Source organism: Actinosynnema sp. NPDC091369 (assembly GCF_044757065.1).
Classification (GTDB): domain Bacteria; phylum Actinomycetota; class Actinomycetes; order Mycobacteriales; family Pseudonocardiaceae; genus Actinosynnema.
Map to the genome: position 1 here is coordinate 64,212 of NZ_JBIVUG010000004.1, position 21,940 is coordinate 86,151.

A 21,940-nucleotide genomic window follows, 5' to 3' on the forward strand; every position below is an offset into this window, starting at 1 on the left:
CCGTCGGGCGGCACGTCGGCCGCCCGACGGTGCGCCGGGCCCGCTCCCCCCGCGGGTCAGGGGAAGGCGGCGCGGACGCGGTCCAGCTCGGCCTTGGTGACCGGCAGGACGGTGCCGTGCCGCGGTCGGCTGGGCAGCTGGTAGCCGGTGGCGAGGGTCCACTTGCCGGACGCGAGGTCCGTGGTCTCGAACGGCACGTAGCCGCGGCCGCCGAACTCGTCGATGAACAGGTACCAGCGGTCCTCGGTGTTGGACTTGAACACCGTCGGGCCCTCACCCTGGTTGATCGAGCCCTTGCCGATGCAGTCGGCGACGAAGTCGTACGACGTGTCGCGCAGCTGAGTCGACCTCTCGGCCAGGATGAACTTGCTGCACGGCGTGGAGGACGTGTTGTTCCGCTCGTCCTTGGTGAACCGGTAGTACTCGTCACCGTGCTTGATCACGGTCGAGTCGATGACCGAGTAGCCCGGGTCGACCCACACCTGCGGCTCGCTGAACGTGCGGAAGTCGCGCGTGGTCGCGTACAACATCTTGTTGTAGGTGTTGCCGGCGTGGTCGGGGTCGTTCTCCGCGTACAGCTTCGAGGCCCAGAACACGACGTACGCGCCGATCGACTCGTCGTAGTACGCCTCGGGCGCCCACGTGTTGCCCGCGGTCTCCGGCGACACCAGGACGTGCCGCTGCTGCCCCCAGTTGACCAGGTCGGTGGACTCCCAGACCTCGATGTACCGGCTGCCCTTGCGCTGCACGAGGTCCCAGTTGCCGTTGCCGTGGATCTTCAGGTCGGTGGCGATGAGGTAGAACTTGTCACCCTCGGGCGACCGGATGACGAACGGGTCGCGCACGCCCTTGTCGCCCAACGAGGACGTCAACACCGGGTTGCCCTTGTTCAGCTCGTCCCACTTGAGCGCGTCGTTGCCGCGGCTGGCGGCGAAGTACACCTGCTCGCCGGTGGCCGAGCCCTCGCCGGTGAAGTAGCCGAACAGGTAGCCCTCGTACGCCTGCTGCTCGGGCAGCGGCGTGACGGTGACCTTGAACTTCTTGCGGGTCGTCTCCTCGCCGGCGCGGATCTCGGCGGTCAGCTGCACCTTCACCGGCTTGTCGCCGAACGCGGGCCGGGTGACCTCGCCGGTGGGCGTGACGACCCCGGGCTTGTTGCTCTTCCAGGTGATCGTGGTGCCGTGCAGGCCGGTGGTCGGCAGGGTGATGTTGCCGCGGATGTCGTCCTCGTCCCACACCACGAGCGCGGCGTCGGCCTCGGCGACCTTCTCGTCGTCGGTGAGCTCCGGGCGGACGGTGACCGTGAAGTCGCGGGTCTGGTCGAACGCGGTCGCGGTGAGCGTCACGGTCGCGGGCGCGCTGCCGGGCGCGGGACGGGTGACGACGCCCGCGGTCGACACGACCGCCGGGTCGCTGGACCGCCAGGTGATCGCGGAGCCGTACGGGCCGGTGGTCGGCAGGGTCAGGTTCGCGGTCACGGCGGAGGTGTCGCCGAGGTCGATCGAGGCCAGGTCTCGTCGACCCTTCTCGTCGTCGGGGATGAAGCCGAGGGCGTGCGCCTCGGCCGCGGTGAGGGCGCGGTCGTAGAGGCGGAAGTCGCGGACCGCGCCCTTGAGGTAGCGGTCGCCGCTGTAGACGGAGCGTCCGATGTAGTTGGCGGTCGTCGTGCCGCCGCCGATCATCGCCGGAGTGGTGGTGACGCCGGTCCTGCGGCCGACCTCCACGCCGTCCTCGTACAGCACGGCGGTGCCGCCGCCGAGCGTGTAGGTGAGCGTCTTCCAGACGCCGCGGGCGAGGTTGCGCCCGGCGGTCACGGTCTGCTCGGTGGACCAGTTCCCGGTCGCGATGGACGACCGGTAGGCGTTGCCGGTGGTGAACAGGTAGCCGTTGCCCGCGGTGCCCGAGGAGTTGCCCAGGCCGTAGACGAAGTAGGGCGTCGCCTGGTCGGGCGCGAGGCGGACCTGAATCGAGACACTGACCTCGGTCAGCCCGCGCAGGACGTTGTCGGGCAGCTTCACGTGGCCGGTGGCGCCGCCCAACTGGAGCCCTTCAGCACCGCCCGGGGTGGCGTCACCGATAACGGTTCCGTTGCGACCTCCGCCCGAGGTGTCGGCAGCGACGGCCCCTTGGGTTTCGGTGAGGGGGTAGTGGAGTACGAGACCGTCGGCGGCGGACGCCGTCGGAGCGCTCAAAACGGCCGCGGCCACCGCCGCGACGAGGGTGGCGACGAGGGTGCGTGGGCGATGACGAACGGTGACCATAAGGCGTCGCTCTCGTCTTGCGCGCGGCGCGAAGCCGCGGCGGAACAGGGGCATCCGGAGGTACGGGTGTGCTGCATCACAAAAGTGAGCGCTAACATAGGTCGGCCCTAACGAACGTGTCAAGGATGCGAAGTTGACGTTTCCGGGGGGTTGACTGGCCGATTGTGAGCGTTCACTCTTGTGCCCCAGGTGACCACCGTCACGCGGTTCGCCGTTCCCGTCAGTGTCTCGGGTTCACACGGAGGAAGACCAGTGTTGAAGAAGATCACGACCGCCGCCGCCGCGGTCCTTTTGGCCGCGTTGACCGCGTGCGGGTCCGGTGGATCCGGGGACGCGGGGTCGTCGGGCAACACCAACGCCAACAGCGACGGCAAGATCACCATGGGCTTCGCCCAGGTGGGCGCCGAGAGCGGTTGGCGCACCGCGAACACCAAGTCGGTCCAGGAGTCCGCCGAGAAGGCCGGGATCGAGCTGAAGTTCTCCGACGCGCAGCAGAAGCAGGAGAACCAGATCAAGGCGATCCGCTCCTACATCCAGCAGAAGGTGGACGTCATCGCCTTCAGCCCGGTGGTGGAGACCGGGTGGGACGCCGTGCTGCTGGAGGCCAAGCGCGCGAACATCCCGGTGATCCTCACCGACCGCGCGGTCGACTCCGACGACACGTCGCTGTACAAGACGTTCCTCGGCTCGGACTTCGTGGAAGAGGGCAAGAAGGCCGGCGAGTGGCTGAAGGCCAACGCGGCCGGCGCCAAGAACGTCGTCGAGCTCCAGGGCACGACCGGCGCGGCGCCCGCCATCGACCGCAAGAAGGGCTTCGAGGACGCCATCGCGGGCACGGACCTCAAGATCGTGGCCACGCAGACCGGTGACTTCACGCGGTCCGGCGGCAAGCAGGTCATGGAGGCGTTCCTGAAGTCGGTGCCGCAGATCGACGTGGTCTACGCGCACAACGACGACATGGGCCTGGGCGCGATCGAGGCCATCAAGGCCGCGGGCAAGGTGCCCGGCAAGGACATCAAGATCATCACCGTGGACGCGGTGAAGGACGGCATGACCGCGCTGGCCGCCGGTGAGATCAACTTCATCGTCGAGTGCAACCCGCTGCTGGGCGACCAGCTGATGGAGCTCGCGAAGAAGGTCGTGGCGGGCGAGGAGGTCCCGCCGCGCGTGGTGACCGAGGAGACCACGTTCACCTCCGAGCAGGCCAAGACCGAGCTGCCCAACCGCAAGTACTGATGCACAAGCCGCGGCCCCGCCACCCTCCGGGTGTGGTGGCGGGGCCGCATCCGTCGTTGACGTGAGGATCCGGTCGTGAGGGTCGTGAGGGTCTTGTCGTGAGGGGAGTTGTCCGGTGACCGAGCCGGTCGTCGACATGCGGGGCATCTCGGTGGAGTTCCCCGGAGTGAAAGCCCTGCAAGAGGTGGATTTCCGGCTGTTCCCCGGCGAGGTCCACGCGTTGATGGGTGAGAACGGAGCGGGCAAGTCCACGCTCATCAAGGCGCTGACGGGCGTGCACCCGCTCGCCGCGGGCGAGGTCCGCTACGCGGGTGAGCCGGTGTCGTTCCACGGTCCCGCGCAGGCGCAGGCCGCCGGGATCAGCACGGTGTACCAAGAGGTCAACCTGTGCGGGAACCTGACCGTCGCGGAGAACATCCTGCTCGGGCGCGAGCCGCGCAAGCTCGGCCGCATCGACGGCAGGGCGATGCGGGCGCGGGCGGCGGAGCTGCTGGCGCGCATCGGGCTGCACATCGACCCCGGTTCGGTGCTGGAGAGCCACCCGATCGCCGTGCAGCAGCTCGTCGCCATCGCGCGGGCCGTGGCGGTCGACGCGCGCGTGCTCGTGCTGGACGAGCCGACGTCCAGCCTGGACGCGGACGAGGTCGCGGAGCTGTTCCGGATCATCCGGGTGCTGCGCGACGAGGGTGTCGCGGTGCTGTTCGTGACGCACTTCCTGGAGCAGGTCTACGAGATCTCCGACCGGATGACGGTGCTGCGCAACGGCCGGCTGGTCGGCGAGCACATGACCGCCGCGCTGAGCCGGATCGACCTGGTGTCGGCGATGCTCGGCCGCGAGATGGGCGTGCTGGAGGAGATCGAGCGCCGTTCGGGCACGCCCGGCGAGCCGCTGCTGGTCGCCGAAGGGCTGGGGCGCAAGGGCTCGGTCGCGCCGTTCGACCTGGAGATCAGGGCGGGCGAGGTGGTCGGGCTGGCCGGGTTGCTGGGCTCCGGCCGCACGGAGGTCGCGCGGTTGCTGTTCGGCGCGGACAAGGCCGACTCGGGCCGGGTCCTGGTCAACGGCAAGCCGCTGCGGCTGACCGGGCCCAGGGCGGCGATCGAGGTCGGCATCGCGTTCTCGTCGGAGGACCGCAAGGCCGAGGGCATCGTCGCGGACCTGAGCGTGCGCGACAACCTGATCCTGGCGATGCAGGCCGCGCGCGGCTGGGCGCGGCCCGTGCCGCGCAAGCTGGCCGACGAGCTGGTGGCCAAGTACATCGACCTGCTCGACATCCGGCCCGCCGACCCGGACCGGGCGGTCGGGAACCTGTCGGGCGGCAACCAGCAGAAGGTGCTGCTGGCCCGGTGGCTGGTGACCCAGCCGAAGCTGTTGATCCTCGACGAGCCGACGCGCGGCATCGACGTCGGCGCGAAGGCGCAGATCCAGAAGGTCGTCGCGGACCTGGCCGCGGAGGGCATGGCCGTGCTGTTCATCTCCGCCGAGCTGGAGGAGGTGGTGCGCGTGTCCGACCGCGTGGTGGTGATGCGCGACCGGCAGAAGGTGGCCGAGTTGGACGGTGGAGCGGGCGTGGACGACGTGATGGCGCTCATCGCGGGCGGCGGCGCGGACGGCGTGGACGCGGTGGCGGAGACGGCGGTGGTGTCGTGAAGAACCGACTGCTCTGGCCGGTGCTGGCGCTGGTCGCGCTGCTCGTGCTGAACGTGGTGGTGACGCCGTCGTTCTTCTCGTTGCGGTTGCAGGACGGGCACCTGTACGGCAGCTTGATCGACATCCTGCGCAACGGCGCGCCCACGCTGCTGATCGCGCTGGGCATGACGCTGGTGATCGCGACCCGCGGCATCGACCTGTCGGTCGGCGCGGTGGCGGCGATCGCGGGCGCGGTGACGTGCACGCACATCGCCGCCGGCGGCAACCCGTGGGTGGCGATGGGCCTGGCGCTGGCGCTGTGCGCGGTGCTCGGGCTGTGGAACGGGTTCCTGGTGTCGGTGCTGGGCATCCAGCCGATCATCGCCACGCTGGTGCTGATGACGGCCGGGCGCGGTGTCGCGATGCTGATCACCGAGGGGCAGATCGTCACGGTCGACTCGCCGACCTACCGGCAGGTGGGCGCGGGCTTCCTGGTGCTGCCGATCGCGATCCTGATCAGCCTGGCCGTGCTGGGCCTGGTGGCGCTGGTGACCCGGCGGACCGCGCTGGGGCTGCTGATCGAGTCGGTCGGGGTGAACCCGTCGGCGTCGCGGCTGGCCGGCGTGCGGGCGCGGACGATCATCTGGACGGTGTACGTGTTCGCGGCGCTGTGCGCGGCCGTGGCCGGGTTGATGATCAGCTCGAACGTGAGCGCGGCGGACGCCAACAACGCCGGGTTGTGGATCGAGATGGACGCGATCCTGGCCGTCGTGATCGGCGGCACGTCGCTGGCGGGCGGCCGGTACTCGCTGACCGGCACGCTGCTCGGCGCGCTGATCATCCAGACGTTGACCACGACGGTCTACACGATCGGCATCGCGCCGGAGATCACGCTGGTGTTCAAGGCGGTCGTGGTGATCGCGGTGTGCCTGATGCAGGCGCCGGTTCGGATTCGGGTCAGGCAGGGGGTGCCCGCGTGAAGCAGTCAGTGGTCGTGGAGCCGGAGTCGGTCGCGGTGCCGGCCCGCGCGCGTGGCGGGCTCGTGCGCGTGCCCAAGCGGTTCCTGCCGGTGATCGCCACGTTCGTGGTGTTCGTGGCGACGTTCGGCGTGGGCTCGGTGCGGTACGAGGGGTTCGCCTCCGGTCAGGTGATGGCGAACCTGTTCATCGACAACGCTTTCCTGATCGTGCTGGCGGTCGGGATGACGTTCGTGATCCTGACCGGCGGCATCGACCTGTCGGTCGGGTCGGTGGTGGCGCTGTCGACGATGATCGCGGCGGCGGCGCTCCAGGCCGGGTGGCCCGCGTGGCTGGTGGTCATCACGGTGCTCGCCGCCGGGTCCGGGCTGGGGCTGGCGATGGGCTGGGTGATCCACCGGTTCGGCGTGCAGCCGTTCATCGTGACGCTGGCCGGCATGTTCCTGGCCCGCGGGCTGTGCTTCGTGATCAGCGTCGAGTCGGTGTCGATCAAGGACCCGGCGTTCCGGGACCTGGCCACGGGCTCGATCGAGCTGCCCGGCGGCGTGACGATCACCTACGGCGTGGTCATCGCGCTGGTGGCCGTGCTGGCGGCGGTGTACGTGCTGCACCTGACGCGGTTCGGGCGCACAGTGTACGCGGTGGGCGGCAGCGAGTCGTCGGCGCGGCTGATGGGTCTGGCGACCACGCGGGTGAAGATCGGCGTGTACGTGATCAGCGGGTTCTGCTCGGCGCTGGGCGGGCTGCTGTTCAGCCTCTACATGCTGTCGGGCTACAGCCTGCACGCGGTGGGCATGGAGCTGGACGCCATCGCCGCGGTGGTGGTCGGCGGCAGCCTGCTGTCCGGCGGGGTCGGGTTCGTGATCGGCTCGGTGGTGGGCGTACTGGTGCTGGGCACGATCCAGACGCTGATCTCGTTCGAGGGCACGTTGTCGTCGTGGTGGACCAAGATCGTGATCGGTGCACTGCTGCTGGCGTTCATCGCGTTGCAGCGGATCATCGTGCGCAGGACCTGAGCCCCCACGACCTCGTCGACCACCAGGACCCGCCACCCGATCAGCTCGGGCGGCGGGTCCTGGCGTCGACGCCGATCCGGTGCGCGGCCACACCGGTCGACCGCCGGTGGCCACCCGGCCGGGCTTCAGGTGGCGGACGAGTCGGGCACGTGCACCCACCCCTGCCGGGGCGCGGACCCGATCTGCACGTTCACGTAGGGTGCGAAGGCGGACGGCGAGATCCCCTCGTAGCCGTGGTGGACCACAGCCCGGTACAGGTCGTCGGACACCACGAGGACCAAGGGCTCGGCCGTCTCGCGCAGCGCCAGCTTGAGCCGGGGCGCGTCGAGCAGGCGGCACGACACGTCGAGCAGCTCGCCGTACTGGCCGCGTTCGTCGTAGTGGACCTCGCCGGCGTGCACCACGGTCCGCAAGCGCACCGGCAGGTCCGGCCGGTGCGCGTTGTGCAGCGCCAGCAACCGGCTCAGCTGCGGCACCACCGACCCCAGCAGCAACGTCTTCGGCGTCCGGTCCGACGGCCGGATGAGCACGAGCACCCCGTCCCCGAGGTCCACCAAGCGGTCGATGTCGTCCTCTCCGACGCCGTGCAGCGCCAACGAGTTCATCACCACCTCGTACACGACCTGCCGCAGCGCCGCCTTCTCCAGGTTGCCGCGGGTCGTGGAGCCCTCGATGTCCACACCGAGCGCGATGCGGTACAGGGGGTGTCGTGCAGTCGCGTTCACCATGTCGGCAACACTGCCCATCCCCGGTTCCCGGGAACAAGCAGCGCGCCTTCCCGCATTTCCGGGTTCACGCGTCCGTGCCGCCGATGCCGTGGCGGCGGGCCTTGTCGACCAGCTCTTGGCGCGAGCGCACCTGGAGCTTGCCCTGGATCTCCAGCACGCGGTTGGCCACCGTCTTCGCCGACAACCCGATCTCGGTGGCGATCTGGGCGTTCGTCAGCCCTCGCACCACCAGCAGGAGGGTCTTGTACTCGGCCCGGGTCAGGTGCAGCGGCAGCTCGCCGCCCGCCGCGGCGACCGACATGGTCAGCAGGGCCTGCCAGACCTTCGGGTCGAAGACCATCTTGCCCTTGGCTACGATGCGCACCGCCTGCACGACTTCCAGCTCCTCCTTGCGGAGGTAGCCGTGGGCGCCCGCCCGCACGGCCGCGAAGACGTGCTCGGGTTCCTCGTGCATGGACAGCACCAGCACCCTGCTGTCGGGTACGACCTCGGCGATCCGGCGGATGACGGCAGGTCCGCACATCACCGGCTCGGTGTCCGGGGCCCGCGGGATCCTGAGGTCCATGACGACCACGTCGGGGCGGTGCCGTCCGACGGACACGACGGCGTCCTCGGCGTTCCCGGCGTCACCCACCACGGTGATGTCCGGGGCACCTTCGAGCTCGCCCCTCAGTCCCTTGAGGAAGATCGGGTGGTCGTCGACGAGCAGCACCCGGTACCCGGCCTGCGTCATGTGGCGCTCCCAACGCGTGCGCGGGACGACGGCCACGCCGCCGCCCCGCCACCCGCGCAGCTCAATTCGGATCGAACGGGATGTGGGCGGTGATGCGGGTGCCGGGCGCGAGGTCGTCCACGGAGAACTCGCCGCCCAGCCCCGTGCAGCGTTCCTCCATGGACGCCAGCCCGATGCCGAACGGGGGTTCCTGCGGCATGCCCCGGCCGTCGTCGGCCACGCTCACCGCCAGACCGGAACCGGTCCGGGTCAGGGAGATCCGGCACCGCGAGGCGTGGGCGTGGCGGACGACGTTGAGCAGGGCCTCACCGGCGATGAGGAACGCGGCGCGGCCCACCACGGGCGGAACGTCGTCGAGCTGCCCGACGGTGGTCACGTGGACGTCCACCTCGTCCGCGAAGCGCTCCGTGCGTCGGCGGACCGCCTGCGCCAGGTTCGGCCCGAGGTCGAGTGCCCGCGCGTCGCGCACGACCCGCCGCACCGTGCCGGTGAGCGCCGCCAGGTCCCGCGCGGCCTCCTCGATCAGCGTGCGGGCGCGGGAGTCGGTCCGGTCCATCGTCCGCAGCGCCACGCCCATCTGCTTGCCGATGCCCACCACGCTCGGCCCGATGTAGTCGTGCAGGTCGTTGCCGATCCGGCGCAGCTCCTCCCGCCGCTCGCGCTCGAACTTCGCGTCGGCCTCGCGCAGCGCCAGGGCCATCCTCGCCGAGTGCACCGCCGGGGCGGCCTGCCCGGCCATGTCCTCCAGCAGCCTGACGTCCCGCCGGCCGAGCGCCTCGCCCCTCGACCGCGCCTCGGCCACGAGCAGCCCGACCTCCCGGCCCTGGTGCTTGAGCACGACCTTGTGGCTCGCCGCCCCGATCGGCGTGCCGTGCTCAGCGGTCGGCGCGGAGCCGGACGAGTCCAGGTGCACGGCCACGTACGGCAGCTTCAAGCCCTTGCCGACCCAGGCCGCGACGGCCGGGAGCAGTTCGTGCCGCGGCATCGGGTGCGCGAGCGTCCGGCCGAGTTCCACCAGCGCCCCGTACGGGTCGGACCGGGCGCCGTACAACGCGCGGTTCACGCCGCGCAGCAGCACCTTGTAGAGGGGCGCGAGCAGCGCGACCACCACGACGGTGGCGATCACGTTCTCCTCGGTGGGCGCTTCCGTCGTGGTGATCAGCACGACGGTGGAGTACACGCCGATGAGCAGCGCGCCCAGGAACCCGTACAGCAGGGTGCGGTGCACGATCAGCCCGATGTCGTACAAGCCGTAGCGCATGATCGCGATCACCACGGCCGCGGGGAACGCCGCCGCGGCCGCCAGCCACGCCCCCCACGCCCCTCCGAACGCCAACTCGAGGCCGAGCGCGGGCACGAAGACGACCGAGCCGGCCAACACCCACCAGACCACGCGGCGTTCCGCACCCGGCGGGGTCCTCCACCCGCGCACCGCCAGAGATGCCATCGCCGCGCACAGGGCCACGACGAACGCCGCGAACCCGATCGCCGCGACCACGACCGGCGCGCCCCTGCGGGCGGTCCCGGTGAAGACCTGCTGCCAGAACGCGGCCGGATCGCCCCAGGCGGCCCACCCGAGGCCGACGACGGGCAGGAGCACGCCGGCCGCCGCGATCCCGACGGCCGCCCACCAGTGCCGGCCGGGCGGGCGACCGGTGGGGAACACCAGGAGCACGACCGGCAGCAGCGAGTAGGTCGGCCACCACGCCCACGCCCCCACCCACGCAGGCCAGCGCTGGTCGGGCACCAAGGTCGCCCCGGCGGCCAGCGCGCCGCACACGCCCGTCGCGAGCAGGCACCAGCCGACCGCGTTGCGCGGGGCGTGGGCGACGACCCGCTCCCCCAGCAGGCAGTACACGACCGCGGTGAACCAGCTGTGCGGGTGCGACGACGCGGCGGCGCCGCCGACGTGCGACACCACCGACACCGCCACCAGCCCGACCGCGCCGACCGCCACCAGCCGCGCGAGGAGCAGGACCCGATCGCGTCGTCGCTTCCCTCTGTCCCCTAAAGCCCTGTCCACCACACGTCTCCCCCGCTGCGAGCCTGCGATCGAACCCCGTACGGCCTCACGAGGTGCCGTTGAGCCAGTGCCAGAAGTTGTGGCACGGAGAGCCCTCGTCCTGCGTGACGACGTCCCCGTAGACGAACTCGACGACCCCCGGCGTCCCCGCCAGTCCGAGCGCGACGACGTCCGGTTCCCCGGCGGCCGGCGCCTTCCCCCCGTCGTCCCCGGCCACCCGCGAGTGCCGGTGCACCTCCACGCCCGCCTCGACCTGGACACCGGCGCCCAGCGCCGCGCGCATCGTCGCCAGGTCGGGCAGCAGCCCCGGTCCGACCAGCGCCCCGTGCCGGGACTCGAACCAGGCCAGCCCTTCGGCGAGGCGTTGCGGGGTGACCGGCGCGGCGGTGGCGTGCGCTCCGCTGAAGTGCGGGTTGCCGACCGGTGCGGTCGCCGCGTACAGGCGGAACACCTCGTACCACTCGGCCACGTTCCCCAGCTCTGGGTGCGCGAGCTCTCCCCGGTCTTCGGTGGGTGCGGTCATCGGCTCTTCCTCCGGTTCGCTGATGTCGTCGTGGAGCCTGTCGAGCCCCCGGTCCCGGGAACAAGAGGTGGCCGTCCCGGATTTCCGGGCGGTGCGACCAGCGAATGCGACCGAGCCCGGGAATGGCTCGTGAATGCTCGTCCGGTCATCGCAATGGGGCTGCCTCTCGGAGGACCACGACTCGGCACGCCAAATGATGACGACTGTTCACAGTCTTGGCAACCGCAAAAAAGCAACCGGCCCGACCACTGGGGTGGGCCCACTACCAGCAGGAACGTCGACCGACAAGGTCACTTGACGCAGAACGGCCGCGGAATCCCGGGGCCGAATTCCTGGACCTTTTGCGGGAAAGAATCGACACCCGCACAAACAGTCGTGACCCGACCGGGCACTTCGAGTGGCGTTACGCGGGCGAGCCAGGTCGCATTCGTGCACCGGCGCGTCGGTGGGTGCGCGTGGGCCGGCGCGATCCGGTCAGCGCTCGGCTTCCCAGCCCGCCAGCAGGTCGGCGGCTTCCCTGGTCCGCGGGTGGTTCGCGCCCTGCACCTCGGACATCTCCGCCAGCACCTCGCGCAGTTCGGCGACGGCCCGGTCGCGCTGACCGGCGCGGTGGAGCAGGTGGGCCCGTTGCTGCCTGATCCGCAGTGCGCGGGGGTGGTCGGGGCCGAAGGTCCGCTCGACCGCGTGGCGCAGGGCGGTCAGGTCGTCCACGGCGCCGGGGTGGCCGGCCATCCCCCGCCAGAACGCCAGGTTCGAGCGGTAGGTCAGGGTGGTCGGGTGGGATTCGCCCAGGGCTCGTTCGGCGTCGGCGGCGGCGGTGTCGAACTCGGTCAGGGCCCGGGGCAGGTCGCCCGCGACGGCGCGCCAGTAGGCCAGGTTGTGCCGGGCGATGAACGTGTCGTGGTGCGCGCGCCCCACCACGGCCTCCAGGCCGTCGACCGCCTCCTGGAAGGTGGCCACGGCGAGCCGGGCGTCACCGGTCTCGCCGATCCACCGGCCCAGGCCCAGCATCACGCGCAACGTCCGCTTGTCCCTCGGCCCCAGCTCCTCCCGCAGCACGTCGACCAACGCGCTCGCCGCGTCACGGGCGCCCGCGAAGTCGCCGGACAGGCCCAGGCACAGCACCCGGTCGTCCTCGGCGGCCACGCGCAACGGGTGGGCGGCGGGCAGGCCGCAGGTGTCGACCAGGGACGTCAGCTCGGCCAGCGCGGTCTCGATGAGCCCCGTCTCCAAGCGGTAGGTGGCCTGGTGGAAGCGGGCCCACAGGGTGTCGGTGTCGGTCGCGCCCAGGGTTCGTTCGGCGAGCGCGCGGATCTCGCCGAAGTGGGTCAGGGCGGTCGCCGGGTCGCCCAGGTCGCCGATCGCCTCGGCCACCTGGGTGCGGAGGATGACCACGTCCCGCGGGTCGGTCGCGTGGGTCAGGAGGTCGGCGGCGAGGTCACGGGCCGCGGCGGGCCTGCCGATCTCGGCGAGGTGCCGGCCGAGCCGGCGCAGGACGGGGTGCATGCCGCCGTGCCACAGGTGCTCCCCCGCGACCGAGCGCAGCACCTCGGCGTTGCGGTACAGCGCCGCGGCGGTGTCGGGGTCGGCGGTCGACCACGCGCGTTCGATGGCGTCGGCGGCGGTCACCGCGACCGGCGCGAGGTCGGGGACCAGGTCGCGCGCGGCCCGTTGGACCAGCGCGTGCGCCTCGACCCGACCGTGGTGGGTGACGAGGTTGAGCCGGTGCAACGCGCGCAGCGCGGGCAGGTTGCGGCCGTCGTCGAGCAGCACGGCCTCGGGGATGCCGTCCGGTGCGAGGACGCTGACCAGGCCGAGCACGTCCACGGCGTTGGGCGCCAGTGACGCCGCCCGCTCCACCGCGAGCCGCACGCTGCCCGCGACGGTGTCGTGGTGCTCGTCGGCGGGCGAGGTCGGCGGGAACAGGTCGGCGACCCGCTGCCTGCGGTCGGCCAGCAGGGCGAGGTAGGAGGGCACGTCGGTGCCGCTGTCGATGAGGAACGCGGCGGCCTGCGAGAGCGCGAGCGGGAAGCGGCCGAGCGCATCGGCGAGGGCGGCCAGGTGGTCCGGGTCGTGCCGGGGGTCGACGGCCAGACGGGCGGACAGGTAGGCGGCGGCCTCGTCCGGGTCGAACATGCCGACGGGGACCAGCCGCGTGTCGGGTCGCAGCAGCGACGCGTCCCGCCGCTGCGTGGTGATCAGGCTGCGCCCCGCGTCGCCCGCGGGCCACAGGCCGGCCAGGTCCGCCGGGTCGTCCACGTCGTCCAGCACGACCAGCCACGACGTGGTGGTGGACCGGAGCCAGGCCAGGAAGAGGTCGGCCTGCGTCTCGTCGTCCGAGCCCGCGGTCTTGGCCAGCGCGCGCCACGCGCGGGCGTAGCCGGCGAGCACGGACTGCCGGGTCCGGGCGCCCACCCAGACCAGGACCTCGGCGCGGGCCCGGTGGAACGCCGCGGTCGCCAACTGCGACTTGCCCACCCCGCCGGGACCGCTGAGCAGGACCTGTCGGACGTCCGGCGCGCGCAGGGCGGCGTCGATGGCGTCGGCCAGCTCGGCGCGGTCGCGCAGCGCCGCCGCGTCGCTGGGCGGACGCCCCACGACCACGCGCCCGGACTTCGGCGTCGCGCGGCGGTCCTGGTGCGCGGCCCGCCACAGCTCGCGCAGCTCGGCCGGCTTCGACACGCCGCCGGTCGCGAGGGCCACCGCCAGCACGCCGTCGAAGTCCCGGGGCACGGACTGGCCGCCGACCCACTCCCCCAGCCGCCGGGCGTTCACCGCGACGCGCCGGCCGGAGGGCAGGACGACCGCGCTCGCACGCCGGGCCACCGCCTCGTCCGACACGTCGGCCACCCGTCCCCGCAACCGCGCGAGCGCCTGCGCGAACGCCGCTTTCGGGTCGCTCACCGCCACCTCCAGATGATCACCAGTCTAGAGGCCCGCACCGGCCCGGAACGGAGCCCGGACGACCTGTCCTGAACTGCGTGAACGCCACCGGCCCTGGCGGGGACGGCGGGCGGCGCGGCTAGCTTGCGCCGCAGTCGAGCGGAAGGAGCAGAGGTGGAGCGACAGCAGGGGAACGGTGTGGCGGTGTGGAGGGGGCTGCCGATCCTCGGGGCGCTGCTCAACGGCATCGGCCTGGTGGCCGGGATGCCGCTGATGCCACTGGTCGGAGCACCGCTCGGGCTGGTGGGTCTGATCGGTCTGCTCGCCACCCGGCGCAGGACCTCCTGAGTTCCGACGCCCTGCCCACCGAAGGCCGCCCCACGCCGGGGGCGGCCTTCGCCGTGTTGGTACGGATGGCCCACTCGGGCGGCTGACCGTTGACTTTCCGGCCGGCGCTCTGCAACGCTGCGAACCGGTTACGCAAGAAATCGACAACTACGCGGAACTTTCTGACAAGAAGCCTGGAATTGCCCTAAGAGAAGGGCCTTGCACGACGATGTCAACGACGACACGCGCCCGTTCGCGCCTTGCCGCCTCCCTGCTCGCCCTGTCCCTCACCGCGTTCACCCTGAGCCCCCCTGCCGCTCAGGCCGCGCCGTCCGCCGGGGTGCTCGACCTCGGCACACCCACCCGCGTCGACCAGGTCCGGCTGTCGCTGCCGAACGACGAGTCCACGTTCTCCGTCCAGACCAGCCTCGACGGCAGGGGCTTCGCCACCCTCGTGCCGTCCGCGCCGCGCGAGGGCGACCGCCAGACGTTCGACGTCGACCCCACGCTGGTGCGCTACGTGCGCGTGGACGGCGCGCCGGTGCGGGACATCGACGTCCGCGCGGCGGCCGACGTGACCGCCAAGCTCGCCGCCACCTACAGCGCCAGCAGCCACGCCGACGTCTACCAGGCGGCCAACGCGGGTGACGGCAACCAGGCCACCTACTGGGAGAGCGCCAACAACGCGTTCCCGCAGTGGCTGCGGGCCGACCTGGGCGCGGCGGTCAAGGTCGACCGGGTCGTGCTCAAGCTGCCCACGGCGAACTGGGGCGCGCGCACGCAGACGTTGGCCGTGCAGCACAGCACCGACGGCCAGAACTTCGGCGACCTCGTCCCGGCGGCGCAGCACACGTTCAACCCCACCTCGAACAACACGGTGACGATCCAGTTCACCGCCGCGACCACGCGGTACGTGCGGCTGCTGATCACCGGCAACACCGCCTGGCCCGCCGGTCAGATCTCGGAGTTCGAGGTGCACGGCCCGACCACGGGCGACACGCAGGCGCCCACCGCGCCGACGAACCTCGCCTACACCTCGCCGCAGTCCGGGCAGGTCCGGCTGACCTGGTCGGCGTCCACCGACAACACCGGCGTCACCGGCTACGACGTCTACGCCAACGGCGCGCTGCGCACCAGCGTCGCGGGCACGGTGCTGACCCACACCGACTCCCAGCCCGACGGCCTCGCGGTCACCTACCACGTGATCGCCAAGGACGCGGCGGGCAACCAGTCGCCGCCCAGCAACTCCGTCACCCGCCCCGGCTCGCCGGGCTCCGGCGCGAACCTGGCCAAGGGCAAGCCGATCACGGCCAGCTCGCACGTGTTCACCTTCGTGGCCGGCAACGCCAACGACGACGACGTGACCACGTACTGGGAGGCCGCGTCCCACCCGGGCACGCTGACCACGCAGCTCGGCTCGAACGCCGACATCAGCTCGGTCGTGCTCAAGCTCAACCCGGCGTCGGCGTGGGGCGCCCGCACGCAGAACGTCCAGGTGCTCGGCCGCGAGCAGAGCGCCTCGGGCTTCACCACCCTGGTGTCCGCGCGCGACTACGCGTTCAACCCCGCCTCCGGCAACACGGTCACCATCCCGCTGTCGGCCCGGGTCGCGGACGTGCAGCTGCGCATCACGTCCAACACCGGCGCGCCCGGCGGCCAGGTCGCCGAGTTCCAGGTGTTCGGCGTGGCCGCGCCCAACCCGGACCTCACCGTCACCGGCACCTCGTTCAGCCCGACCAGCCCGGTGGAGACCACCCCGATCACCCTGTCCGCCACCGTGCGCAACGCGGGCACGGCCGCGTCCGCCGCGACCGACGTGACGTTCTTCCTGGGTTCCGACGCCGTCGGCACGGCCCAGGTCGGCGCCCTCGCGGCCGGGGCTTCGGCGACCGTCACCGCGAACATCGGCCCACGCGGCTCCGGCTCCTACTCCTACACCGCGAAGGTCGACGAGACGAAGAAGGTCGTCGAGCAGAACGAGGCCAACAACGCCCTGCTGCACCCGACCGCCCTCGTCGTCACGCCCGTGCCCAGCTCGGACCTGGTCGGCGCGTTGAGCTGGTCGCCGAACAACCCGGCCAACGGCCAGAACACGACCTTCACCCTCACCCTGCGCAACGAGGGCTCGATCGCCACCACCACCGGCGCGCACGGCGTCACGCTCACCCTGGTCAACGCCGCCACCAACACCGCGGTCCGCACGTTCACCGGCAGCTACACCGGCGCGATCCAGCCGGGCCAGTCCGCCCCGCCGATCACCCTGGGCACCTGGGCCGCCGCGAACGGCAAGTACACCCTCAAGACCGACATCGCGGTGGACGGCAACGAGATCGCGGCACGGCAGGCGAACAACGTCACCACCCAGTCGCTGTTCGTGGGCCGCGGCGCGAACGTGCCGTGGGAGCACGTGGAGGCGGAGGACGCCGTCACCGCGGGCGGCGCGCAGAAGATCGGCCCGAACCGCACCATCGGCGACCTCGCCGGCGAGGCGTCCGGGCGGCGCGCGGTGACGCTGAACAGCACCGGGTCGTCGGTCGAGTTCACCACCAGCGGCTCGACCAACACCCTCGTCACCCGCTTCTCCATCCCGGACTCGGCGGGTGGCGGCGGCATCAACTCCACGCTCAACGTCTACGTCAACGGGTCGTTCCACAAGGCGATCGACCTGACCTCGCGGCACATCTGGCTCTACGGCAACGAGGCGAGCCCCGGCAACTCGCCGGGCGCGGGCGGGCCGCGGCACATCTACGACGAGGCGAGCGTGATGCTCAACGGCACGTTCCCCGCCGGCACGAAGATCAAGCTCCAGAAGGACGCGGCCAACACCACCAACTACGCCATCGACTTCGTCGACTTCGAGCACGCCGTGGCGCAGGCCAACCCCGACCCGGCGCGCTACATCACGCCGACCGGGTTCGGCCACCAGGACGTGCAGAACGCCCTGGACCGGTTCCGCATGGACACCAGCGGCACCCTGCTCGGCGTCTACCTGCCGGCCGGCACCTACACCACCGCGCAGAAGTTCCAGGTCTACGGCAAGCCGGTCCGGGTGATCGGCGCGGGCCCGTGGTTCACCCGGTTCGTCGTGCCGACCACGCAGGAGAACACCGACGCGGGCTTCCGGGCCGAGCAGTCGGTGAACGGCTCGACGTTCAGCGGGTTCGCGTTCTTCGGCAACTACACCTCCCGCATCGACGGCCCCGGCAAGGTGTTCGACTTCGCCAACGTCTCCAACATCACCATCGACAACATCTGGGCCGAGCACATGGTGTGCCTCTACTGGGGCGCGAACACCGACTTCATGACCATCAAGGACTCCCGCATCCGCAACATGTTCGCCGACGGCGTCAACATGACCAACGGCAGCACGGACAACCGGGTGGCCAACATCGAGGCCCGCTCCACCGGTGACGACAGCTTCGCCCTGTTCTCCGCGATCGACGCCGGTGGCGCCGACGAGAAGAACAACGTGTACGAGAACCTGTCGTCGCTGACCACGTGGCGCGCCGCGGGCCTGGCCGTCTACGGCGGCTTCCTCAACACGTTCCGCAACATCTACATCGCCGACACGCTGACCTACTCCGGCGTCACGATCAGCTCGCTGGACTTCGGCTACCCGATGAACGGCTTCGGCCCCGAGCCGACGACGTTCAGCGGCATCACGCTGGTGCGCACCGGCGGCCACTTCTGGAACGGGCAGACGTTCCCGGGGATCTGGATGTTCTCGGCCTCCAAGCCGTTCCGCGGCATCCGGGTCAACGACGTCGACATCATCGACCCGACCTACGCCGGGATCATGTTCCAGACCAAGTACAACGGGACGACACCGGAGAACCCGATCCAGGACACCGTCCTGACGAACGTCTCGATCTCCGGCGCACGCCTGAGCGGCGACCAGTTCGAGCACAAGTCCGGGATCGGCGTGTGGGCCAACGAGATGCCGGAAGCGGGCCAAGGCCCGGCAGTGGGCTCGGCCACCTTCAACAACCTCAGGTTCAGCAACAACAACGAGAACATCCGCAACCGGACGTCCACCTTCACGATCACCGTCAACCCGTGATCCGGTGAGCGCCGCCCCGTCCCCCGGGGCGGCGCTCCCCTGCGGAAACAGTGGTTGACGCGGTCTGAACCACATGCCCAGCTTCGCCGCGAGAGCGCTCTCACACCTACTAACCCCCTGCCAAGGAGCCGTAGCGAGACTCATCGCGCAGTGCCGCGCGGCGGTGGCCACCGCCGCGCCGCTCGTCCTGCCCACGCCGCCGACCTGCACACCGCCCTCTCCTGGGACAACGGCGCGGCCATCCAACTGGCCCACTACTCCGGCAACCGGCCCGACAATTCGTCCTGAGCGCCGGACCCGCCACCAGCCCACAAGGCTCGATTGACATGGGCTCGAGTGCTTCAGGCTGGTCGAAGCCGGCAGGAGTGCCCGTAAGAGCCCCATGTCAAATCGAGCCGGACTCGCACCGCGCCGCCCCAACATCCGTACATTTGCCTCAACCGGACCCCACCCCCACGCCCATCCTCACCCCGCCCCCGCCCCCAGGAGCCACCATGGCCGCCCGCCCACTCGACCGATCCGGCGGCACCCCCCTCTGGCGGCAACTCCAGAACGACCTGATCACCCGCCTCCGCTCCGGCGAGTTCACCACCGGCTTCCCCGGCGAACTGGCCCTCGTCGACGACTACGGCGTGAGCCGCCACACCGTCCGCCAAGCCCTCCACCAACTCCGCGCCGACGGACTGGTCGTCGCCGAACGCGGTCGCCAACCCCGCGTCACCCCCGCCGCCGACGTCGAACAACCACTGGACACCGTCTACAGCCTCTTCGCCTCCGTCGAAGCCGCCGGTCTCGAACAGCGCAGCGTCGTCCGCGTCCTCGACACCCGCGCCGACGGCGTGATCTCCGACCAGCTCGGTCTGGAGGGCTCCACCCCCCTCCTCCACCTGGAACGCCTGCGCCTGGCCGGCGACGAGCCCCTGGCGATCGACCGGGTGTGGCTGCCCGCCGACCTGGCCGCACCGCTCCTGGACGCCGACTTCACCCGGACCAGCCTCTACTCCGTGCTGCTCAAGCGCACCGGCATCCGCCTCGACCACAGCCGCGAGACGATCAAGGCCGTCGTGCCGACCCCGACCGAGCGCGCCCTCCTGCACTGCGGCCCGGACGTCGCGTGCCTGTCGATCCACCGCCTCGGCCGATCGGGGGGCCGCCCGGTCGAGTGGCGGCACACCCTCGTGCGCGGCGACCGCTACGCCGTGACCACCGAATCGACCACCCGCCGACACTGAACCCTCAAATGTACGGACATTAGTCACACCACCTTGCTTCACCCGCGGGCCCGGACTTAATGTACGGACAAATAGGGGAGGTGAGGCGCGTGATGCACGTCGAAACGATGACCACGGCAGCTCTGGGTGACCGCGGCTACCTGGTGCACGACGGCGAGGCGGCCCTCGTCATCGACCCGCAGCGCGACTTCGACCGCGTCGAGGACCTGGCCACCCGCCTGGGCGTCCGGATCACGCACGTCGCCGAGACCCACGTGCACAACGACTACGTCACCGGCGGCCTGGCGCTCGCGAACCGCCACCACGCCACCTACCTCGTGGCCGCCGCCGAGGACGTGTCGTTCGACCGCCACCCCGTCCACCCCGGTGACGAGTTCACCGTCGGCGCGATGACGGTCACCGCCGTCGCCACCCCCGGTCACACCGAGCACCACCTGGCCTACCTCGTGGAGCACGACGGTCGGCGGGCCGTGTTCTCCGGCGGGAACCTGCTGTTCGGCTCGGTCGGCCGCACCGACCTGGTCTCACCGGACCGGACCACCGACCTCACCCACGCCCAGTACCGCTCGGCCCGCGCGCTGGCCGACCACGCCGGCGACGACGCCACCCTCCACCCGACGCACGGGTTCGGCAGCTTCTGCTCCTCCGGGCCCGCCATCGTCAGCGACGGGTCGACCATCGCCGAGCAACGCCGCTCCAACCACGTCCTCATCGACGACGACGAGCAGCACTTCGTGCGGGACCTGATCGCGAACCTGACCGCCTACCCGTCGTACTACTCGCACATGGCCCCGCTGAACCGCCTCGGGCCGGGCGCGCCCGACCTCTCGCTGCCCGAACCGCTCCGCCCCGCCGAACTCGCGTCCCGCATCGCCGCCGGCCAGTGGGTCGTCGACCTGCGCTCACGGGTCGCGTTCGCGTCCGGGCACCTGGCGGGCACGGTCAGCGTCGAGTACGGCCAAAGCTTCACCACCTACCTGGGCTGGACGCTGCCGTGGGGCGAGCCGGTCACGCTCGTCGGCTCCGAGGAGGACGTGCGCGCGGCGATCCGCGACCTGTCCCGCATCGGCGTCGACCGCCCCGACGCCGCGATCGGCGACCCGACCGACGGCCTCGCTCCCGGTCACCCGGTGGTCTCCTACCGCCGCGCCGCCTGGTCCGACCTGCTCCAGGCCGACCGACCGGTCGTGCTGGACGTGCGCCGCACCGACGAGCACGCCGAGCGCCACGTCACCGGCTCGGTCAACATCCCGCTGCACGACCTGATCGCCCGCTTGGACGAGGTGCCGCCCGGTGAGGTCTGGGTGCACTGCGCCTCGGGCTACCGGGCCGGCGTCGCCGCGAGCCTCCTGCACCGCGCCGGGCGTGACGTCGTCCACCTCGACGGCGACTGGACCGAGGCCACGCACGCGGGCGTGCCGACGACACCGTGACCCCGCTCATCCTCGCCCTGATCGCCGGGGCCGTCGTCGGGCTGGCCCTGGGTGCGCTCGGAGGCGGCGCCAGCGTGCTCGCCGTGCCCGCGCTGATCTACCTGCTGGGCTTCACCCCGGACCACGCCACCACCGCGAGCCTGCTGGTCGTCTCCGCCACCTCGCTGACCGCCCTGATCGCGCACGCCCGGTCCGGCGCGGTCCGCTGGCGGCTGGGCACGGCGTTCGCCCTCGCCGGCACGCTCCCCGCCGCGGCGGCCGGCGTGCTGACCCCGCACGTCCCGGCACCGGCGCTGACCGGCGCTTTCGCCCTGATCGCCGCCCTCGCCGCCTTCTCGATGCTGCGCCACCGCCCTCACCCCACCCACACGCGCCCCACCGACACCCACCCCACCCGAACTCACACCCGCACCCGAACCCGCCCCACCCGAACCCGCGTCCTGCACACCACCGGCCTCGGCGCGAGCCTGGGCGCGATGACCGGCTTCCTCGGCGTGGGCGGCGGCTTCCTCACCGTGCCCGCCCTCGTCGGCATCCTCTCCGTCCCCATGACGGCCGCCGTCGGCACCAGCCTCCTCGTCATCACCGCGAACGCGACCGTCGCCCTCACCACCCGCCTGGGCGACATCGCCCTCCTGGACTGGACGCTGATCGGCCCGTTCGCCGCCACCGCGCTCCTCGGCGCCTGGGACGGCAAGCGGCTCGCCGCCAAGGTCCGCGCCACCACCCTGCAACGGCTCTTCGCCGCCGTCCTGCTCGTCGTCGCCGTGTTCATGGCCGCCGACGCCGTCCGCCGCGCGTTCACCGGCTGACCGCGCGGAGACGGCCCCTGGCTGGGAGAGGGCGCCAGGGGCCGTCGGTTCACCGCACTACGCGTTCAG

15 protein-coding genes are annotated in these 21,940 nt (G+C 71.4%); 9 read left to right on the forward strand and 6 right to left on the reverse strand.

The window, feature by feature from the left end:
• Positions 1–56: 56 nt before the first annotated feature.
• The gene (locus ACIQMJ_RS16820; RefSeq protein WP_499761877.1) at positions 57–2,039 is read right to left on the reverse strand and encodes an immunoglobulin-like domain-containing protein; all 1,983 of its coding nucleotides are present in this window, start codon (positions 2,037–2,039) and stop codon (positions 57–59) included.
• Between the two features lie 474 nt (positions 2,040–2,513).
• Between ACIQMJ_RS16820 and ACIQMJ_RS16825 the strand changes: the two genes are divergently transcribed.
• From ACIQMJ_RS16825 to yjfF, 4 genes are all read left to right on the forward strand, one after another.
• Positions 2,514–3,497: an ABC transporter substrate-binding protein gene (locus ACIQMJ_RS16825; protein ID WP_499761878.1), complete on the forward strand. Its 984-nt coding sequence runs from the start codon at positions 2,514–2,516 to the stop codon at positions 3,495–3,497.
• Between the two features lie 136 nt (positions 3,498–3,633).
• Positions 3,634–5,145: a sugar ABC transporter ATP-binding protein gene (locus ACIQMJ_RS16830; RefSeq protein ID WP_499762451.1), complete on the forward strand. Its 1,512-nt coding sequence runs from the start codon at positions 3,634–3,636 to the stop codon at positions 5,143–5,145.
• Positions 5,142–6,104 (forward strand): ABC transporter permease, encoded by a 963-nt coding sequence (locus ACIQMJ_RS16835; RefSeq protein ID WP_499761879.1) that lies wholly within the window; start codon positions 5,142–5,144, stop codon positions 6,102–6,104. Before ACIQMJ_RS16830 ends, ACIQMJ_RS16835 begins: the two co-directional genes overlap by 4 nt.
• Before the next feature lie 35 nt (positions 6,105–6,139).
• Positions 6,140–7,117, forward strand: coding sequence for a galactofuranose ABC transporter, permease protein YjfF (gene yjfF / locus ACIQMJ_RS16840; protein WP_499762452.1), 978 nt, complete (start codon positions 6,140–6,142; stop codon positions 7,115–7,117).
• 125 nt (positions 7,118–7,242) lie between these two features.
• Here the strand turns inward: yjfF and ACIQMJ_RS16845 are convergent, their stop codons facing one another.
• The 5 genes from ACIQMJ_RS16845 to ACIQMJ_RS16865 all read right to left on the reverse strand — a co-directional run bounded on the left by ACIQMJ_RS16845 (position 7,243) and on the right by ACIQMJ_RS16865 (position 14,028).
• Positions 7,243–7,845, reverse strand: coding sequence for a hypothetical protein (locus ACIQMJ_RS16845; RefSeq protein ID WP_499761880.1), 603 nt, complete (start codon positions 7,843–7,845; stop codon positions 7,243–7,245).
• Between the two features lie 64 nt (positions 7,846–7,909).
• Positions 7,910–8,578, reverse strand: a complete 669-nt coding sequence (locus tag ACIQMJ_RS16850) for a response regulator transcription factor (RefSeq protein WP_499761881.1) — start codon at positions 8,576–8,578, stop codon at positions 7,910–7,912.
• Between the two features lie 61 nt (positions 8,579–8,639).
• On the reverse strand, positions 8,640–10,601 hold the full coding sequence (locus tag ACIQMJ_RS16855) for a sensor histidine kinase (protein ID WP_499761882.1): 1,962 nt from the start codon (positions 10,599–10,601) through the stop codon (positions 8,640–8,642).
• 46 nt (positions 10,602–10,647) lie between these two features.
• On the reverse strand, positions 10,648–11,124 hold the full coding sequence (locus tag ACIQMJ_RS16860) for a hypothetical protein (protein ID WP_499761883.1): 477 nt from the start codon (positions 11,122–11,124) through the stop codon (positions 10,648–10,650).
• A 474-nt stretch (positions 11,125–11,598) separates the two neighbouring features.
• Positions 11,599–14,028 (reverse strand): NB-ARC domain-containing protein, encoded by a 2,430-nt coding sequence (locus tag ACIQMJ_RS16865; RefSeq protein WP_499761884.1) that lies wholly within the window; start codon positions 14,026–14,028, stop codon positions 11,599–11,601.
• Positions 14,029–14,181: 153 nt separating this feature from the next.
• Here ACIQMJ_RS16865 and ACIQMJ_RS16870 point away from each other — a divergent pair, with 153 nt between their 5' ends.
• The 5 genes from ACIQMJ_RS16870 to ACIQMJ_RS16890 all read left to right on the forward strand — a co-directional run bounded on the left by ACIQMJ_RS16870 (position 14,182) and on the right by ACIQMJ_RS16890 (position 21,871).
• Positions 14,182–14,355 carry a hypothetical protein gene (locus tag ACIQMJ_RS16870; RefSeq protein WP_499761885.1) on the forward strand — a complete coding sequence of 58 codons (174 nt, stop codon included), beginning with the start codon at positions 14,182–14,184 and terminating at the stop codon, positions 14,353–14,355.
• Positions 14,356–14,563: 208 nt separating this feature from the next.
• Entirely contained in the window at positions 14,564–18,394 is a 3,831-nt protein-coding gene (locus ACIQMJ_RS16875; protein WP_499761886.1) for a galactose-binding domain-containing protein, read from the forward strand.
• A gap of 494 nt (positions 18,395–18,888) precedes the next feature.
• Positions 18,889–19,626 carry a GntR family transcriptional regulator gene (locus ACIQMJ_RS16880; protein ID WP_499761887.1) on the forward strand — a complete coding sequence of 246 codons (738 nt, stop codon included), beginning with the start codon at positions 18,889–18,891 and terminating at the stop codon, positions 19,624–19,626.
• 92 nt (positions 19,627–19,718) lie between these two features.
• Positions 19,719–21,059, forward strand: a complete 1,341-nt coding sequence (locus tag ACIQMJ_RS16885; protein WP_499762453.1) for an MBL fold metallo-hydrolase — start codon at positions 19,719–19,721, stop codon at positions 21,057–21,059.
• Positions 21,056–21,871: a sulfite exporter TauE/SafE family protein gene (locus ACIQMJ_RS16890; RefSeq protein ID WP_499761888.1), complete on the forward strand. Its 816-nt coding sequence runs from the start codon at positions 21,056–21,058 to the stop codon at positions 21,869–21,871. The genes ACIQMJ_RS16885 and ACIQMJ_RS16890 overlap by 4 nt, the downstream gene beginning before the upstream one ends.
• The last annotated feature ends 69 nt before the right edge of the window (positions 21,872–21,940 follow it).

Coding starts and splice junctions, on each gene's coding strand:
- ACIQMJ_RS16830 (WP_499762451.1), top strand. CDS start 3,634: ATGCGGGGCATCTCGGTGGAGTTCCCCGGAGTGAAAGCCCTGCAAGAG.
- ACIQMJ_RS16845 (WP_499761880.1), bottom strand. CDS start 7,845: ATGGTGAACGCGACTGCACGACACCCCCTGTACCGCATCGCGCTCGGT.
- ACIQMJ_RS16850 (WP_499761881.1), bottom strand. CDS start 8,578: ATGACGCAGGCCGGGTACCGGGTGCTGCTCGTCGACGACCACCCGATC.
- ACIQMJ_RS16860 (WP_499761883.1), bottom strand. CDS start 11,124: ATGACCGCACCCACCGAAGACCGGGGAGAGCTCGCGCACCCAGAGCTG.
- ACIQMJ_RS16875 (WP_499761886.1), top strand. CDS start 14,564: ATGTCAACGACGACACGCGCCCGTTCGCGCCTTGCCGCCTCCCTGCTC.
- ACIQMJ_RS16880 (WP_499761887.1), top strand. CDS start 18,889: ATGGCCGCCCGCCCACTCGACCGATCCGGCGGCACCCCCCTCTGGCGG.
- ACIQMJ_RS16885 (WP_499762453.1), top strand. CDS start 19,719: ATGCACGTCGAAACGATGACCACGGCAGCTCTGGGTGACCGCGGCTAC.